A 16,867-nucleotide genomic window follows, 5' to 3' on the forward strand; every position below is an offset into this window, starting at 1 on the left:
TGTTCACTCTTAACTCTTCACTCTTCACTCTTCACTTTCAGCAAAGCGCGATACGAAGAACTTCCTTCACGTCGTTTACCTTCACAACCTTAAACTGTTCCAGCACGTGCTCCGGAATCTTCTCCAGGTCCTTTTGGTTCTCTTCCGGGATCACCAGGGTCCGGATACCCGCACGGTAGGCTGCCATGGTCTTTTCCTTCAGGCCGCCGATGGGAAGCACCCTGCCGCGCAGGGTTACCTCACCGGTCATGGCCACATCCTGCCGCACCGGCTTTCCGGTCAGCGCGCTTACCAGCGCCGTGGTCATGGTCACGCCGGCGGACGGACCGTCCTTAGGCACCGCGCCTTCCGGCACATGGATATGAATATCTATATCCTGGTAGAAATCCTTCTGGAGGCCCAGCTCTTCGCTGTGGGCCCGTACCCAGCTGAATGCCGCTTCAGCGGATTCCTTCATTACATTACCCAGCTGGCCCGTCAGTTTCAGGGCGCCCTTGCCGGTCATGGTGGAGCACTCCACCTCCAGCATTTCGCCGCCCACGCTGGTATAGGCCAGTCCGTTCACAACGCCGACCCGCGGCTCCTTTTCCGGAGGCTCGCGCAGGTACCGGGGCGCTCCGAGCATTTCCCGCATGGCCTTCTTTGTCACGGTCATGGAGTGTTTCCCCTGGTCCAGCATCCGCACAGCCGCCTTACGGCAAAGCTTGGCGGCAGTTCTTTCCAGCGTACGTACGCCTGCCTCGCGGGTGTAATCCTCGATCATAGCTTTCAGCACCTCATCACCCGCTTTCAGGGCGTTAGGCTTCATGCCGTGCTCTTTGATCTGTTTGGGCAGCAGGTGCCGTTTCAGGATCTGGAGCTTTTCCTCTTCCGTATAGCTGGAAACCTCAATCAGTTCCATCCGGTCCAGCAGCGGAGCGGGAATGGTTTCCATATTATTGGCCGTGGTGATGAACATCACCTTGCTCAGGTCAAAGGGCAGCTCCATATAGTGATCGCGGAAGGCGTGGTTCTGCTCGGAATCCAGCACTTCCAGCATGGCGGACGCAGGATCACCGCGGAAATCCCCGCTCATCTTGTCGATCTCGTCAAACAGGAACACCGGATTGCAGGTACCCGCCTGTTTCATCCCGGCGATGATCCGTCCGGGGATGGAACCGATATAGGTCCGGCGATGGCCGCGGATCTCCGCCTCATCCCGGACGCCGCCAAGGCTGACCTGGACAAACTTCCGGCCAACCGCCTCGGCGATTGCTTTCACAATACTGGTTTTGCCCACGCCGGGAGGTCCCACGAAGCACAGGATCGGTCCCTTCATATCCTTTTTCAGGCGCAGCACTGCCAGGTACTCAATGATCCGCTCCTTGACGTCCTCCAGGCCGTAATGGTCCCGGTTCAGGATTTCCCTGGCCCTGTTCAGGTCCAGGTTGTCCTCCGTTTCCTTGCCCCAGGGAAGGTCGAGGATCCACTCAATATAGGTCTGGCTGACAGAGCTTTCAGGACTGCCGGGCGCCATGCGGGAAAGCCGGTCCAGTTCCTTTTCGCACTTGGTGCGGGCTTCCTCGTTCAGCGGCGTTTCAGCCAGCCGTTTCCGAAGATCCGCTGTATCCGTTTCGTCCCCGTCGCCCAGTTCGGTCTGGATCGCCTTGATCTGCTCACGCAGGTAATAATCCTTCTGGTTCTTCTCCACCTGTTTCCGGATGCGGGCCTGGATCTGCTTTTCCGTATCCGCGATGTCGGTTTCCCGCATCAGGATCGCGCAGACCTTTTCCAGCCGGGCCACCGGATTCAGTTCATCCAGGATCGCCTGGCGGTCTTCCCGCTTTGTCAGCACATTGGCTGCCAGCAGGTCCGCTTCCTCACCGGGCTTGTCAACCGCCCGGATCAGCTCCACGGTATCCTGGCTCACCCGCTGGGAGGTCTTTGTGAACTCCTCAAACAGATCCTGCGCGGTGCGCAGCAGCGCCTTCGCGTCCGCGGAGCGGACCGTACGGTCTTCACAGACCTTGATCACAGCCTTCAGGCAGGGTTCTTCGCTGAGCTTTTCCTGCACAACGCCCCGGGCTGTGCCTTCCACGAGCACACGAATGTTTTCCCCGGGCAGGTTCATCACCTGCTTGACCTCGGCGATGGTTCCGACCTTGCACAGGTCGCCCCATTCCGGATCTTCCGTGTCATCGCTTTTCTGGCTGACAAGGAAAACCTTCTGCTTGTCCATCATTCCCTGTTCCAGCGCGGCCAGGGACTTTTTCCGCCCCACGTCAAAATGAAGGACCATGTTCGGAAAGAGCATCAGTCCCCGCAGGGGTAATACAGGCAATTCGATTGTCTGATTTTTTTTCATGATATCCTCTTTTTATATACGGCAAAGTGCCCTTTTATCAGGGAGCATCGGGGCTTATACCGTTGAAATATTACGGATCAGGACGCGTCTGTTTCGTCTGCTTTTTTCTCAGCGCGCCTTGCGGTTCGTTTTCCCACACCGGAGATCAGCGTCGGCTTTCCGCCGTTCACCGCTTCTTTGGTCACAATACACTCGTTCACATCGGGCAGGCCGGGCAGTTCAAACATGGTGTCCAGCATCGCGTTCTCGATGATGGCACGCAGGCCGCGGGCGCCGCACTTGCGGTCAATGGCCTGCCTGGCGATCTCCCGGATCGCTTCCTCTTCAAAGGTCAGGCGAATGCCGTCCATATCCAGCAGCGCTTCATACTGCTTGCAGAGCGCGTTTTTCGGCTCCGTCAAGATCCGGATCAGCGCGTCCTCATCCAGGGCGTCCAGGGTAACCAGGATCGGCAGACGGCCGACGAATTCCGGAATAAGACCGTATTTGGTCAGGTCCTCCGGCTGCACGTCCTTCAGAGCGTCCGTCCGGGCAGGATCCCGCTGGCTCTGGATTTCCGCGCCAAAGCCCAGTGTCTTTTTGCCGATACGGTTTTCAATGATCGGAACCAGTCCGTCAAAGGCACCTCCGCAGATGAACAGGATGTTGGTCGTGTCGATGCGGACCATCTCCTGGTGCGGGTGCTTCCGTCCGCCCTGGGGCGGCACAGCGGCTTCGGTGCCCTCCAGGATCTTCAGCAGCGCCTGCTGTACACCTTCGCCGCTGACGTCCCTGGTGATGGACATATTCTCTCCCTTGCGGGCGATCTTATCAATTTCATCAATATAGATGATACCACGCTGGGCTTTTTCGATATCCCAGTCCGCGGCCTGGATCAGCCGGAGCAGGATGGTCTCCACGTCATCACCGACGTAGCCGGCCTCCGTGACGCTGGTGGCATCCGCGATGGCGAAGGGAACCTCCAGGATCCTGGCCAGGGTCTGGGCCAGATAGGTTTTACCGCTTCCTGTGGGGCCCAGCAGCAGGATGTTGCTCTTCTGGAGCTCCACATCATCCCGTGTCTGTTTCCGGTTGACACGCTTATAGTGATTGTATACTGCCACGCTCAGTGCGCGCTTAGCCCGTTCCTGGCCGATCACATACTCATCCAGGATCTTCTTCATTTCAGCGGGCGAGGGCAGTTTTACGGGACCGAAGGATTCAGGGCCGACATCTTCGGGAAACAGGCCTTCATCATTCAGGATCTCGTTGCACAGGGCGATGCACTCATTGCAGATATAGACATTCGGGCCGGCCACGAGCCGGTTGACCATCCGCTGTTCTTTTCCGCAGAAGGAGCAGCGCGGTGTCTGTCTGCCGTAATTGTTAGCCATGCCTCAACCTCACTTTTTCTGTTTGTCCCGCGGCTGATAGATCTCATCAATAATATGATAATCCAGCGCTTCCTCAGCGCTCATGAAATAGTCGCGTTCCACATCCGCCTGCACCTTCTTCAGGGGCTGGCCGGTCATTTCGGCCATCATGGCGGTCATCTTTTTCTTGGTCTTCATCAGCCACTCAGCGCGGATAGCCACGTCAGTAGCCTGGCCCTGGGCACCTCCCAGGGGCTGGTGAATCATCACCTCGGCATTGGGCAGCGCCAGCCGCTTGCCCTTTTCACCGGCCATCAGCAGGAAAGCGCCCATGCTGGCTGCCATGCCCACGCACACTGTGCGGACCTGGGGCCGGATATACTTCATGGTGTCATAGATAGCCATGCCGGCTGTCACAGAGCCGCCGGGGCTGTTGATATACAGGCTGATATCGCTGTCCGGGTCTTCCATTTCGAGGAACAGCAGCTGCGCTACCACCAGGTTGGCTGTGTCATCGGTGATCTCTCCTCCGAGGAACACAATCCGGTCCTTCAGCAGGCGGGAATAAATATCGTAGGAGCGTTCTCCCCTGTTCGTCTGTTCAATAACCATCGGAATAAGCGGCATGTTGATCCCTCCTTTGACCGAAACGGCGGCCCGGCCGGGCCGCCGTAAAGGCAAACTTATTCAGCTTCAGTTTTCTTGGCCGTCTTCTTGGCGGCGGGTTTCTTTGCGGGCTTTTCTTCAGCGGGAGCTTCGGCAGCCGCAGCCTTCTTGGTGGTCTTCTTCGCGGGCTTCTCTTCAGCGGGAGCCTCAGCGGTTTCGGCCTTCTTGGTGGTCTTCTTCGCGGCGGGCTTCTTGGCGGGCTTCTTTTCAGCCGGTTCCTCAGCCTTCTTTTCCTCCACCTTGGCGTCCTTCTTCAGCAGGTCCAGCACCAGGCGAATGGCGGCGTTATCCTTCAGGTAGTTCTTCTGTTCATCGGTCAGGTTCTTCTTGAAGGTTTCCACTTCCTGGCCAACCTGTTCAGCCTGCTCGGCGATCGCCTTTTCGATGTCCTCTTCGGTGGGCTCCAGCTTCTCGGCGTTGCGGATCGCTTCGATCACCAGTTCGATCCTGACCCGCTTTTCAGCTTCGGGCTTGTACATCTGCTTCAGGCCGTCCACGGTCTGGCCGGTGTACTTCAGGTAATCTTCCATCCGCAGGCCCTGGTAGCTCATCCGCATGGCCATCTCACGGACCATGTAGGTCGCCTGGTCATCGATCATGGCTTCGGGAATGTCGATCTGGGCATTCTCGGCGGCCTTCTCAACCAGCGCGTTCTCGGTGGCGATCTCGTTGTTCTTCGCGATCCGGTCGGTCAGTTCCTTCACGATGCCTTCCTTATATTCTTTGAAGGTGTTGAAGTCGCTGATGTCGGCGGCAAAATCGTCATCCAGTTCGGGAACCTCGGTCATCTGGATGCCGTTCACCTTCACGTGGAACACGGCGTCCTTGCCCTTCAGCTCTTCAGCGTGGTACTCATCGGGGAACTTGACGTTCAGGTCTTTCTCCTCACCCAGCTGCATGCCGACCATCTGTTCTTCGAATCCGGGGATGAACTGATGGCTGCCGATGGTCAGGGTCTGGCCCTTGGCGGTGCCGCCGGCGAACGCAACGCCGTCCACAGAACCGGCGTAGTCCAGGTTCACGGTGTCACCTTCCTGTACAGGACGGTCTTCGACATCAATGGTACGGCTGGCCTTTTTCCGGTCTTCCTCAATGCGGGCATCCACCATCTCGTCCGTCAGCTTCTGCAGTTCGGCCTCAACGGTCAGTCCCTTGTAGTCGCCCAGGGTCACATCGGGACGGACGTACACTTCCAGATGGAACTTCAGGTCCTGTCCGGCGCCGATCTCATCCAGGTCAATCTGGGGCTGATCAACGGGCTTCAGGTCATATTCCTCAACAGCCGCACGGTACGCGTCCGGGAAGATGATCTCAAAAGCGTCATCATAGAAAACGCTCTCACCGTAAAGGGTCTCGATCATTTTTCTCGGAGCCTTGCCCTTCCGGAAACCCGGAACGTTGATGCGCTTGCGCAGCTTCAGAAAAGCCTTCGTCATTGCTTCGTCAAACTGTTCCGCAGGGATGGTAAAGGTCAGTTTAGCTTTGTTTCCGGACAGCTTCTCGTAGGTATGGCTCATGAATATCTTTCCTCCTGAATCATTTCAGCATAAAACAGCGGTGCGCATAAAACACCGCATGGCATTGTATCACAAGTTTCCTTGTATTGCAACAGTTTCTGCGGTTTACCACGGATCGGAGACGGTTGGCAGCAGATCAGAGTGCCCTACGCCGAGGATATCACTGGTGGCGCGGGAGGGTTTGTTCTTCTTGCCGTTCTGCATTTTACACAGCTGATGGCCCATGAAGACAATGCAGGAAGTATCCCCGCCGTCCAGGTTGAACCCCACCGTGCATCCTTTATCCAGCAGTTTCTCCGCCAGGAACCGGATCCCGTCGCCTTTGCTCCGTTTGATCCGGCCTTCGAGCATCATGAAGAAGTAATGGCCCTTCTCCACCATGCCCACCGCGGTGCGTTCCGCATGGCTGGTTCCGTATTTGTTCAGCGCGTCCTCATTCAGCTTTCCGTCCCGGATCAGGATCGGTCCGAAGGCCAGGACGTCCACGGCACCGTCCGCCAGGTACTCCTCCGCCTTCTTCTCATCACTGTAGAAGACTTTCATATCCCCGTCCGGCCAGATGGCCAGGCAGTCCAGGTTCGGGAATCCCTTGGCGTTCTTTTTCCTCGTCTTGTCAGACCAGACCTTGCCGTTCCGGATCAGAATCCCCGGGTTCCGGATCTTCTTTCTCAGCCGCCACATACCGAAGTCACTGGAGACCGCCAGCACTGTTCCGTTCTTCCGGGCGATCTTGTGCGGATAACCCGTGGAGGATTTCCAGTTTTCCGGATCATTGGCAACCATCCGGGGGCCTTCGGAGCCTTCCGCGCAGAAGATCTCCGCCTCATACCAGACCCTGGCGGGTTTCGTCTGTTCCCGGCGGAAGATCTCAATGCGCAGCGTCTCGCTGGCGTACCGCCAGACGCCGTTCTCCTCGTCTTCCCAGACAAACTCCCCGGAGTCCAGAAAACCGGCATCATTCAATGCCGGAAATTCTCCTTTTTCTTCGGCTTCCGCGCACAGTCCGCCCCACAGGAGCACCAGTGCCAGCAGCAGTCCAAGTGTTCTCTTTATCATATCTCCTCAGCTCACACCCATCATGCGGTGAAGCACTTCCTGGTAGGCTTCCGCCACATTGTCCATGTCTCTCCTGAACCGGTCGATATCCAGCGGCTCATGCGTTCCGGCGTCCCAGAACCGGGCCGTATCCGGAGTAATCTCGTCCGCGACGATAATGCGTCCGTGATAGCGTCCGAACTCCAGTTTAAAGTCGATCAGCTCGATGTTGATATCCTTCAGGTAGGCCGTCAGGATCTCGTTGATCCTCAGGCTGACCCGGTTGATCTCTTCCATTTCTTCCGGGGTGGCCAGTTTCATCGCGTAGATATGGGAATTATTGACCAGCGGATCCGGATCATTTCCCGTGTTGCGCAGTTCAAACTCTACCACCGGGGGGTCCAGCTTCGTGCCCACCGGAATCCCGGTGCGTTCCGCCAGCTGTCCGGCTGAGCGGTTGCGGATCTTCACCGAAAGCGGAATCATCTCACAGCGTTTCACCAGGCAGTGACGCGCGTCAATGTGCTCCAGGTAGTGGCTTTCGATCCCGTTCTCCTCCAGGAGATGAAAAAGGTGTTCACACACCGAATTGTTAACCTCGCCCTTGCCGAGGATCCTTCCCCGCTTCAGGCCGTGAAACGCCATCGCCTCATCTTTAAAATAGACGATCGCCTTATCCGGGTCATCCGTGGCATAGACTTTCTTGCCTTTGCCTTCCCGCAGAATCATCCCGATTTCCGGCATTCCGAGTCCCTCCGTAATCAAGAATACACGAAAATATTTTATCATTCCCGTTTTTATTTCTCAAGACCGATAAATTGTGCGGACAGTCTCCCAAATCCGACAAATAGCGCACTTTCCATATAGATGCATCCAAATCGTTCGTCTTTTTGCCATTTTCCCTGAAAACTGTTACAATGTATAAGATCTTGAAAATCCATGATTTTATTCAGATGACAGGACCTGAACTTATAATTCTTCATTCTTAATTCTACATTTTTAATTGGAAAAGAAGTGATAAAGTGGATCATTACAGCAAAGCCCGCCGCGAGGGTCTCCGCATCTATCAGGCGGCTATACAGAACAATACCGATCCCTATCTTCCGGTACTGGAGGAACGGGTTCCCAATCTTTCAGCGCTCAGCCGGTTCTCCCTCGGCATCATGACCATCCCGCTGGACCGGGTTGTCGGTTCCGTGTCGCGGGGCCGCAGCTACGCCTTCACCGAGGGCTTTATGCCGATCCTTGAAGGCGGCAGCGAGTTTGCCGCCAAGTGGGACCACCTGTGTGAAAGCGTGGAAGCTGAAGGCGTCAACCAGCCGATCACCGTGCTGGAATACATGGGATACTACTATGTCATCGAAGGCAACAAGCGCACCTCTGTCATGAAATACCTGGACTCCCGGGATATCGAGGCGGATGTCACCCGTGTTTATCCGCCCCAGAGTGATGATCCGGAAGTTGTTTCCTATTATGAATACTGTGATTTCTGCAAGCAGACCGGATTGTACGCCATCTTCTTCTCCAGGCCGGGTTCCTATGAGAAGCTGCTGTCCCTGCCCGGTATCCGCGCCGGGGAAAAATGGACAGAGGATGAGATTCTGTCCCTGCGGAAGCTGTATCACTATTTTGCCGAAAGCTACCTGACCCTGACCCGTGGCAAGACGGTCATGCCCTGCGGCGATGCTTTCCTGACCTACCTGATCGCCTTCGGTTACCTGGACGTGAAGGATGATGACCTGGGGAAGACCGCGGAGCGCGTCCGCCTGATGGCGAAGGAATTTGAGGAACGCGAAGGCCGCGTCACCCTGGTCATGGAAAAGGTGGAGCCCCCGGTTCCCCTGATCTCCGCCCTGTTCCATCCGTCAAAGGTCAAGGCTGCTTTCCTCTTCAACCGGTCCATCCAGGATTCCGCCTGGAACTACTGGCATAACCTGGGCCGCCTCGAAGCGGAGGAAAAACTGGGCGACAAGCTGGAAACCACCACCTGCATCGTGCCTTCCCGGGCGGACTTTACCGAGGAGATTGACAAGCTCATTGCCGATGGCTACACCGCCATCTTTGCCACCTCCCCTGTCATGCTCAACAGCGCTGTGGAACCGGCCCTCAAGCACCCGGAAGTCCGCTTCATGTGCTGCGCCCAGCTGTCCAACTATACCAACATCCGTACTTACTATATCCGGTTCTATGAGGCCAAATTCCTGCTGGGTCTCGCCGCCGGCATCCTGTCTGACAACGGCAAGATCGGCTATATCGCGGACTTCCCGATATACGGTGCCCCCGCGGCTGCCAACGCGTTTGCCCTGGGCGCCCGGATGGTAAATCCCAACGCGAAGATCTATATGAACTGGTTCTCCGCTTCCTGGTTTGACCCGGACCTTCCCTTTGAGGATCCGGAGATCAAAGTGATCTGCAACCGGGATATCACCGCACCGAACCGGGATGCCCGGGACTACGGCCTGTATGTCCGCGAAGGCGATGACATTCTCCACATGGCCACCCTCGTTCCCCGCTGGGGCCTTTTCTACCGCATGATGACCGAGCGGCTCCTGAACGGCACCCTCAAACCCGCTGACAGCAAGGACAGCGTTGCCAACTACTGGTGGGGACTGGGATCCAACATCCTCGACGTGGCTTTCTCCTCCCGCTTCGATCCCTATGCTGCCCGGATCGTTCATCACTTCCGTGAGCAGCTTCGGGAAGGTTCTTTCTCTCCCTTTGAAGGCGAACTGCGGGACCAGGCCGGCACGCTCCGTTGCGACGCGGACCGTCGTCTCACACCTGCCGAGATCCTGTGTATGGATTATCTGGCGGATAACATCATCGGTACCATTCCGGAAATCGATGACCTCATCGAGACTGCCCGCCCGCTGGTCAAGCTCCAGGGTCTTCACGGTGAACTGACACCCCAGCTTTCAGCTTTCAGCTGGAACAGAAAGTGAGAGAACAGTATGCGGATTCTGGCTATTGCGGACGAGCCCTCTCCCCGGCTCTGGGGAGAGCTCTGCCGGGATGCACTCCGGGACGTGGATATCATCCTCTCCGCAGGGGACCTGCCGGCAAAGTATCTGTCCTTCCTGACCTGTTTTACCGACGCGCCGATCATCTATGTGTACGGTAATCATGATGACCGTTATGAGAAGGAACCCCCGGAAGGCTGCCTGTGTGCGGAAGGCACGGTAGTCCAGATCAAAGGCGTCCGGATTTTCGGCCTCGGCGGATCTGTCCGCTACCGGCCGGACGGGACCCATATGTATACCGAAAAGGAAATGTCCTCCCGCATCGCTTCGTACCGGCGGATGCTGCGGAACACCGGCGGTTTTGATATCCTGCTCACCCACTCGCCGATCCGCGGCTTCGGGGACCAGGAGGATATGGCGCACCGGGGCTTCCAGTGTTTCGGTCCCCTGCTGGATACCTGGCGCCCCGCCGTGATGGTTCACGGACATGTTCACCAGGCCTATACCGGTTCCCATTTCGTCCGGGAAAGAAACTGGAACGGTATTCCCGTCATCAACGCCAGCATGGCCTATGAGTTCGACCTGCCGGAAACGCCAAATAAAAAAGAACCGAACCGCCGCGGCGTCCGGTTCATGGAAAAAGCCAGCCGTTTCTGATCCCTCATCAAGTAAAGCCGGAGCATCGCTCCGGCTTAAACCATCTATCACATCCGCCGCAGGCCAGTATTTCAACAAATTCGTGCCTTCGACCTGGCCAAAACCATATATCACATCCGCCGAAGGCGGATATTTCACATCAGCCGCCCTGCGGCTGATATTTCACATCTTTTCGTCAGAAAAAATATATCACATTGGCCGAAGGCCAATATTTCATTGAAAGCCGGGGCATCGCCCCGGCTTTATTCACTCCGTCCATTCCTTCGTTGTCGGAACGTCCTGCTCATCATCATCCAGCATGTAGGCTTTATGCCGTTCATCGATCACGGGATCAGCCGGCATGATCAGGCGTCCTTCCGGGATCAGCAGCTCCGGCTGTTTTCCGGACAGGATCACTTTGGCGTAGTCTTTGATATCCGTCAGCCTGTGGTCCAGCGATACGCCGTAAAGCGGCCAATCGGCACCTTTGTGGTTATCCGATCCGGCGGACATGACCAGGTTGAATTCCTTTCCGTAAAGCCAGGCCCTGGCGTCGTCCAGGGGATCGTTTCCCGCGTTGGCCACCTCGATACCGTCACAGTACTTCAGTCCCAGGCGGATCCGGTCCATATAGTTCCGCATCCGGAACGGATGGGCCTGTACCACGCAGCCCCCGGCCTTGTGCACTTCCTCCAGCTGCTCGTGCCGGGTCCAGTGTTCCATCTCCGGATGGGCTTTCATATACTCTTTTGTCAGACCGTAGATCAGGTATTCATCAAAATGGATATTCTGCTCCAGGCCGAAGAAGACATCCAGGCCGATCCGGTCTCCCTCTTCCTTCGCGTCTTCATATCCCTTCCAGAACAGATCCACCCGTTCTTCCCAGGGCAGTTCCCGGTTCACAGCGGTGTTTCCGCCGAAAAAATGGTCCGTAATGATGATCCCGGTAAAACCGGCTTCCTTATAAACCCGGGCCTGTTCTTTGCCCGTCACCTTTCCGCAGGCGCTTCCCTGGCAGGTATGCATATGGGTTTCATATAAAAATGGCATGGCGTCTCTCCTTCCGGATATACATCCATGCCATTATATTCAATTAAACCGTTTTTGTCATTCTTTTTTTATGCTCGTCATATCCTTTTGCTTTCCTGCTGTTTACTTGTGTTCCCGTCCATTTATTTGCGGAATCAGTTGATATAATTCTGAATTCTGAATTCTGAATTCTGAATTTAATGACTCCGTTCCAGCAGCGTCAGCAGGTACACAAACTCTTCCTTATATGCGTCTCCGGAAACGCTTTCGCAGCCCCGGACCAGTTCCAGTGCCTGGGTATAGGTCGCAGTGCCCTTCCACTCGCTTTCCCGAAGGAGCATACCGGCTTCCGCAACCGCCGCGGCAAACCGCAGGTTCTCGCTCATGTTTTCCTTCACGGCTTCATCCGTCACAGGATATTCATACAGTTTGCTTACCGTTCCTTCCGGCTCCTTGGCGCGGATGGAGACTGTCAGCCAGTCGGTCTTTTCCGCCGCGTCGGACACCTGGGCATTCTGGTAGCGGCTTTCCGCCTCACCGAATTCGAAATCGGAATCTGCCGGAATGATCTCATACAGGGCCGTCATGCGGTGACCGCTGCCGATCTCTCCGCCGTCCTTCTCGTCATTGGCGAAATCTTCCGCGGCCATCACCCTGTCTTCGTAGCCGATCAGCCGGTAGCCCTTCACCTTGGCAGGATTGAAGTCCACCTGGATCTTAACGTCCTTGGCCACGGTGATAAACGTGCCGCCGCCTTCTTCCACCAGGGCCTTGCGGGCTTCATAGATGGTGTCGATATACCGGCAGTTGCCGTTGCCGTAATCCGCCAGGGCTTCCATCTTGTTATCCTTGTAGTTGCCCATGCCGAATCCCAGGCAGGTCAGGCTGATGCCGCTTTCCCTCTTTTCCGTCACAAGCCTGGTCAGTTCGCCTTCGCTGGTCACGCCAACGTTCAGGTCGCCGTCTGTCGCCAGCAGGATCCGGTTCACGCCTCCTTCCCGGTAATACTTCGCGGCGATCTCATACGCCCGGAGAATTCCGGCACTGCCGTTGGTGCTGCCGCGCGCTTCCAGTTCGGAAATAGCCTCCATGATCCGGGTCTTGTCGGCTGCCGGAGTGCCCTCCAGTACAACACGGTCGTTGCTTGCGTAAGTGACAATGGATACGGTGTCTTCCGGATCCAGTTCCTCCAGCAGGAGCATGAACGCCCGCTTCACCAGGTCCAGCCGGTCGCTGCCAAACATACTTCCGGATGTATCGATCAGGAAAACCAGGTTATGTCCGGGACGTTCATCCTTTTTCACTTCCTCCGCCTGCAGGCCGATCAGCATCAGCCTGGTCTTTGCGTTCCAGGGGCAGGGAGCGATTTCCGTGGTCACGCCAAAGGGTTCGCCGTTCTGCGGCTTCGCGTAGTCATAGCTGAAGTAGTTCAGCATTTCCTCAATGCGGATACTGTTCGCGGGAATCCGTTCCCCGCTCAGGATCTTCCGCCTCAGCAGGGCGTAGGAAGAGGTATCCACGTCCGCCGCGAAGGTGGACAGGGGCGAAGTCAAAACGCTCAGGAAGCGGTTGCTCTCAAAGGTGGTGTACTCCTCCGTGTTCCATTTCCAGCTGTCAGCCTTGTTGGAAGTGGCTGACGGCATCGCCATGGAAGCAGTGGCCGACGGGGCATATTCCGCTTCATAGCACACAGCTTCCTCCCAATAATCCAAATCATAACAACTGTGTGCCTCCGTTTTGGTTTCCGTGGCGGTTTCCAGTACCTTCATCGTAATGCTGTCCGCCATGCCGCTTTTCAGCAGTCCCTGGTCCCACTGGAACGCCATCAGGGCCATTTCCGTTTCTTCATCAAAAATGCCGTCAGGTTCTTTTTCCAGGTATTCCAGTTCCTTCAGCCGGGTCTGGATCCAGGTGACCTTTTCTCCCTGGTCGCCTTTCTTCCAGATCTTGTTTTCTTCTCCCATGGCCGAAGCCGCGGCGGCAAACACCATCAGTGCCGCCAGAATAATCGCGATGATCCGCTTCATTGTTTTCGTCTCCTTTCAGTGTACCGGTTTTCCCGGCCTCACTCTGTAGGACGCACCCCAATAAAAAAAGTTCCCGGATTTCCCGGAAACTTTTTGTCAACCGCTCAGATTACTGTTCAGCAAAGGAAAAAACACTATATCATTATGCTTTATGCATTATGCATTATGCATTGTTTGAAGATTATATCTCATCGATATAATCTTCAAACTTATACGCTATCGTTTCAACCTGGTGGCTGTCACTCGAAAGGATCATTTTCCCTCCGTGTGCCCTGATATAGTCCCGGATCTCCCGGCTCGGATAGGGTTCTGTCCGGTATCCACGGGAAATCGCCCCGGTATTGATCTCGAAAGGCTTTCCGGTCTTCAGCAGCTCATCCACCGCGTTCTGCCAGGCCTTCACATACCTGGGGTGGTGTACGTCAAACGCCGGTTCCTGCTCGATGAACTTCGTGATCAGGTCAAAGTGGCCGATGATGTCGCATTTCGTCACTTCCACTACCCTGGCCTCTGTCGCGTAATACGCTTCCGCGAAGGCATACCAGTCGCCGCCGAAATACTTTTCCACGCCTTCCCGCTGTTTTTCCGCGGTCCAGTCAATGGAAACGTGATGGCCGTCCGGCATCGTCAGCAGGTGCACCGAGCCGATCACATAATCATAGTCCGAAAAATCATCGGAGATGAAATCCCGTTCCAGGCCGCACAGCACCCGGATCTGCCCGGCATACTTTTCCTTCAGCCGTGCGATCTCCCTGTGGTATTCCTCCGTGGCTTCCAGGGTCATGCCGCAGGGATCCAGGTGGCTGTGGTCGGAGATACCAACCGTATCCAGTCCCAGCCGGATCGCCTCCAGGATCATTTCCTCCGGCGTATTCTTTCCGTCGGAAAACACCGTGTGCATGTGCAGATCTTTCATCAGACCATTTTCTCCTGCTTTACCTTTTTGTCGATCACGTGGCGGGAGGCCAGTTCCTTGTGAATATCCTCCAGGGAGATACCCGCCTCGATCATCAGTACCATCACATGGTACGCCAGATCAGCGATCTCATAGACCGTGTTTTTCTTGTCCTTGTCCTTAGCGGCAATGATCACTTCCGTGGTCTCTTCGCCCACCTTCTTCAGGATTTTATCCAGGCCCTTTTCAAACAGATAGGTGGTGTAGGAACCTTCCTTCTTTTCGGTCTTCCGGCCGGCGATCAGTTCCATCAGTCCCTCATAGGTGAACTCATGCAGCTCATCGCTTTCCCAGATCACGTCATTGAAGCAGGTTTCCGTACCCGTATGGCAGGCCGGCCCGTCCTTTTCCACTTTCACCAGCAGCGTATCCCGGTCGCAGTCCGCCGTGATGGACACAATATGCTGGTAGTTGCCGCTGGTCTCGCCCTTCAGCCACAGTTCCTGGCGGCTCCTGCTCCAGAAGCAGGTCAGTCCCTTCTCCATGGAAACCTTCAGGCTTTCCCTGTTCATATAGGCCATCATCAGCACCTTGCCGCTTACGGCATCCACCACAATGGCCGGGATCAGGCCCTTCTCGTCAAACTTCAGTTCATCGATGTTCAGCATAATGCTTCCTCCAATTCATAATCACAATTCACTGTGAGATATTTCAGACTCTCTTATTTTTCCTTAGGCGAGCTCAACAATCTTTCGGCAGGCCGTGAGGAATGTCCCTCGAAGGACGTCCGCAGTGCGGGTGCTTAACGATAAACGAGCCTTGGCGAAGTTTGAGTTTAGCACCCCTACACTAGGACCAAGTGCGAACGGTCCGCGAGAGGGACTTCCGAGATCAGGCCTGCCAGGAGAGCCCCCCTGACAGCGAGCATTTCTGCCTATCATAACCTTGCAGGAATTCCGTTCTTCTGCATTTCCCGCTTCAGGTCATTAATAGCCACTTCTCCAAAGTGGAAGATCGATGCAGCGAGCCCCGCATCCACCCCGGGCAGCGCCTTGAACAGCGTAATAAAGTCCCCGATGCATCCGGCCCCGCCGGAAGCGATCACCGGCACCTTCACCACATCGCAAACCTTTTCCAGCAGCTCCAGGTCAAACCCCTGTTTCACGCCGTCGGTATCCATGGAGTTGACCACAACCTCCCCGGCACCTTCCCCGACGCAACGGCGGACCCATTCAATGGCCTCCATGCCGGTATTTTCCCGGCCGCCCTTGGCGAAAATCCGGAACACACCGTCCACCCGCTTCACGTCCACGCTCAGCACCACGCACTGATCGCCGTAGAGCTTCGCGGCCTTTCCCACCAGCGAGGGATCCCGGATCGCGCCGGAGTTGACGGACACCTTATCCGCGCCGCACTTCAGCACCCGGTCAAAGTCCGCTGTGGTATTGATGCCTCCGCCGACAGTCAGCGGAATAAACACCGTCCTTGCGGTTTCAGTCAGGATATCCGTAAACAGCGCCCGGCCTTCCGCGGAAGCCGTGATGTCATAGAACACCAGCTCGTCCGCGCCGTTCTCGCTGTAATACTTCGCCAGTTCCACCGGAGACGCCACATCCCCGAGCTTCTGGAAGTTGACACCCTTCACTACACGCCCGTCCTTCACGTCCAGGCAGGGAATGATTCGTTTTGTGATCATCTTGCAGCCTCAATCGCTTTCTTCAGGTCGATATCCCCGGTATAGTACGCCTTGCCGATAATGGCGCCGTACAGGTTCATCTTCCGCAGGCTCTCCACATCCTCCAGGGTGGATACGCCGCCGGAAGCCGTAATCTGCAGTCCCAGTGTTTCAGACAGCTGCCGGTACATTTCCCGGTTGGTTCCGCGCATGGCGCCGTCCCTGGAAATGTCCGTGCAGATCAGCGTTTTCACTCCGATGCTTTCCATCTCCCGGCAGAAATCCATGAAAGGCAGGGCGGATTTCTCCATCCAGCCCTTGATCGCCACATAGCCGTCACGGACGTCCACGCCCACGGCAATCTTTTCGCCGTATGTGTTCACCGCTTCCCGAAGGAAAGCGGGGTCTTCCACCGCCGCGGTCCCCAGGATCACCCGGTCCAGGCCGGCGGAAAGATACGTCTTCACCGTTTCCATGCTGCGGATACCGCCGCCGATCTCACAGAAAAGCCCGGCTGCGTTTTTGATGCGCAGCACCGTTTCCAGGTTCGGCGTCGTTCCGTTTTTCGCGCCTTCCAGGTCAACCAGGTGGGCGTGGGTCGCGCCTTTGGCGGCAAAATCCTTCGCGATCTCCTCGGGATGCTCGCTGTATACGGTCATCTGTGCGTAATCGCCCTTGAACAGGCGCACAGCTTTACCTTCATATAAATCAATGGCAGGGAAAAGAATCAT

14 protein-coding genes are annotated in these 16,867 nt (G+C 56.1%); 2 read left to right on the top strand and 12 right to left on the bottom strand.

Annotated features, from left to right (window positions below):
- Window positions 1-37: 37 nt before the first annotated feature.
- From lon to JYE50_RS06265, 6 genes are all read right to left on the bottom strand, one after another.
- Complete coding sequence (gene lon, locus JYE50_RS06240) at window positions 38-2,344, bottom strand: endopeptidase La (RefSeq protein WP_084096940.1); 2,307 nt, start codon at window positions 2,342-2,344, stop codon at window positions 38-40.
- A gap of 77 nt (window positions 2,345-2,421) precedes the next feature.
- The gene (gene clpX / locus JYE50_RS06245; RefSeq protein WP_084096942.1) at window positions 2,422-3,717 is read right to left on the bottom strand and encodes an ATP-dependent Clp protease ATP-binding subunit ClpX; all 1,296 of its coding nucleotides are present in this window, start codon (window positions 3,715-3,717) and stop codon (window positions 2,422-2,424) included.
- A 9-nt stretch (window positions 3,718-3,726) separates the two neighbouring features.
- On the bottom strand, window positions 3,727-4,323 hold the full coding sequence (gene clpP, locus JYE50_RS06250; RefSeq protein WP_084096944.1) for an ATP-dependent Clp endopeptidase proteolytic subunit ClpP: 597 nt from the start codon (window positions 4,321-4,323) through the stop codon (window positions 3,727-3,729).
- Window positions 4,324-4,379: 56 nt separating this feature from the next.
- The gene (gene tig / locus JYE50_RS06255) at window positions 4,380-5,879 is read right to left on the bottom strand and encodes a trigger factor (RefSeq protein WP_084096946.1); all 1,500 of its coding nucleotides are present in this window, start codon (window positions 5,877-5,879) and stop codon (window positions 4,380-4,382) included.
- Window positions 5,880-5,984: 105 nt separating this feature from the next.
- On the bottom strand, window positions 5,985-6,935 hold the full coding sequence (locus tag JYE50_RS06260) for a phosphodiester glycosidase family protein (protein WP_084096948.1): 951 nt from the start codon (window positions 6,933-6,935) through the stop codon (window positions 5,985-5,987).
- A gap of 6 nt (window positions 6,936-6,941) precedes the next feature.
- Window positions 6,942-7,658 carry a phosphoribosylaminoimidazolesuccinocarboxamide synthase gene (locus tag JYE50_RS06265; protein WP_084096950.1) on the bottom strand — a complete coding sequence of 239 codons (717 nt, stop codon included), beginning with the start codon at window positions 7,656-7,658 and terminating at the stop codon, window positions 6,942-6,944.
- A gap of 278 nt (window positions 7,659-7,936) precedes the next feature.
- Here JYE50_RS06265 and JYE50_RS06270 point away from each other — a divergent pair, with 278 nt between their 5' ends.
- Both JYE50_RS06270 and JYE50_RS06275 read left to right on the top strand, forming a co-directional pair.
- Entirely contained in the window at window positions 7,937-9,856 is a 1,920-nt protein-coding gene (locus tag JYE50_RS06270) for a BMP family ABC transporter substrate-binding protein (RefSeq protein ID WP_084096952.1), read from the top strand.
- Between the two features lie 9 nt (window positions 9,857-9,865).
- Window positions 9,866-10,531 (top strand): metallophosphoesterase family protein, encoded by a 666-nt coding sequence (locus JYE50_RS06275; RefSeq protein ID WP_084096954.1) that lies wholly within the window; start codon window positions 9,866-9,868, stop codon window positions 10,529-10,531.
- A gap of 246 nt (window positions 10,532-10,777) precedes the next feature.
- On the opposite strand, the gene JYE50_RS06280 is transcribed toward JYE50_RS06275, so the two are convergent.
- The 6 genes from JYE50_RS06280 to hisA form a co-directional block, all read right to left on the bottom strand.
- On the bottom strand, window positions 10,778-11,560 hold the full coding sequence (locus tag JYE50_RS06280; RefSeq protein ID WP_179138429.1) for a PHP domain-containing protein: 783 nt from the start codon (window positions 11,558-11,560) through the stop codon (window positions 10,778-10,780).
- Window positions 11,561-11,736: 176 nt separating this feature from the next.
- Window positions 11,737-13,566, bottom strand: coding sequence for a YfbK domain-containing protein (locus JYE50_RS06285; RefSeq protein ID WP_084096956.1), 1,830 nt, complete (start codon window positions 13,564-13,566; stop codon window positions 11,737-11,739).
- 181 nt (window positions 13,567-13,747) lie between these two features.
- On the bottom strand, window positions 13,748-14,482 hold the full coding sequence (locus JYE50_RS06290) for a histidinol-phosphatase (protein ID WP_084096958.1): 735 nt from the start codon (window positions 14,480-14,482) through the stop codon (window positions 13,748-13,750).
- Window positions 14,482-15,129, bottom strand: a complete 648-nt coding sequence (gene hisIE / locus JYE50_RS06295; RefSeq protein ID WP_084096960.1) for a bifunctional phosphoribosyl-AMP cyclohydrolase/phosphoribosyl-ATP diphosphatase HisIE — start codon at window positions 15,127-15,129, stop codon at window positions 14,482-14,484. Before hisIE ends, JYE50_RS06290 begins: the two co-directional genes overlap by 1 nt.
- 269 nt (window positions 15,130-15,398) lie before the next feature.
- Window positions 15,399-16,157: an imidazole glycerol phosphate synthase subunit HisF gene (hisF, locus tag JYE50_RS06300; RefSeq protein ID WP_084096962.1), complete on the bottom strand. Its 759-nt coding sequence runs from the start codon at window positions 16,155-16,157 to the stop codon at window positions 15,399-15,401.
- Window positions 16,154-16,867 carry a 1-(5-phosphoribosyl)-5-[(5-phosphoribosylamino)methylideneamino]imidazole-4-carboxamide isomerase gene (gene hisA / locus JYE50_RS06305; protein WP_084096964.1) on the bottom strand — a complete coding sequence of 238 codons (714 nt, stop codon included), beginning with the start codon at window positions 16,865-16,867 and terminating at the stop codon, window positions 16,154-16,156. The genes hisF and hisA overlap by 4 nt, the downstream gene beginning before the upstream one ends.

Origin of the sequence: Aristaeella lactis (genome assembly GCF_018118585.1) — a bacterium.
Classification (GTDB): Bacteria; Bacillota; Clostridia; order Christensenellales; family Aristaeellaceae; genus Aristaeella; species Aristaeella lactis.

What these genes read in the sequence shown, in the direction of transcription:
- lon (WP_084096940.1), bottom strand. Translation starts at nt 2,344, where the DNA reads ATGAAAAAAAATCAGACAATCGAATTGCCTGTATTACCCCTGCGGGGA.
- clpX (WP_084096942.1), bottom strand. Translation starts at nt 3,717, where the DNA reads ATGGCTAACAATTACGGCAGACAGACACCGCGCTGCTCCTTCTGCGGA.
- clpP (WP_084096944.1), bottom strand. Translation starts at nt 4,323, where the DNA reads ATGCCGCTTATTCCGATGGTTATTGAACAGACGAACAGGGGAGAACGC.
- tig (WP_084096946.1), bottom strand. Translation starts at nt 5,879, where the DNA reads ATGAGCCATACCTACGAGAAGCTGTCCGGAAACAAAGCTAAACTGACC.
- JYE50_RS06260 (WP_084096948.1), bottom strand. Translation starts at nt 6,935, where the DNA reads ATGATAAAGAGAACACTTGGACTGCTGCTGGCACTGGTGCTCCTGTGG.
- JYE50_RS06265 (WP_084096950.1), bottom strand. Translation starts at nt 7,658, where the DNA reads ATGCCGGAAATCGGGATGATTCTGCGGGAAGGCAAAGGCAAGAAAGTC.
- JYE50_RS06275 (WP_084096954.1), top strand. Translation starts at nt 9,866, where the DNA reads ATGCGGATTCTGGCTATTGCGGACGAGCCCTCTCCCCGGCTCTGGGGA.
- JYE50_RS06280 (WP_179138429.1), bottom strand. Translation starts at nt 11,560, where the DNA reads ATGCCATTTTTATATGAAACCCATATGCATACCTGCCAGGGAAGCGCC.
- JYE50_RS06285 (WP_084096956.1), bottom strand. Translation starts at nt 13,566, where the DNA reads ATGAAGCGGATCATCGCGATTATTCTGGCGGCACTGATGGTGTTTGCC.
- JYE50_RS06290 (WP_084096958.1), bottom strand. Translation starts at nt 14,482, where the DNA reads ATGAAAGATCTGCACATGCACACGGTGTTTTCCGACGGAAAGAATACG.
- hisIE (WP_084096960.1), bottom strand. Translation starts at nt 15,129, where the DNA reads ATGCTGAACATCGATGAACTGAAGTTTGACGAGAAGGGCCTGATCCCG.
- hisF (WP_084096962.1), bottom strand. Translation starts at nt 16,157, where the DNA reads ATGATCACAAAACGAATCATTCCCTGCCTGGACGTGAAGGACGGGCGT.
- hisA (WP_084096964.1), bottom strand. Translation starts at nt 16,867, where the DNA reads ATGATTCTTTTCCCTGCCATTGATTTATATGAAGGTAAAGCTGTGCGC.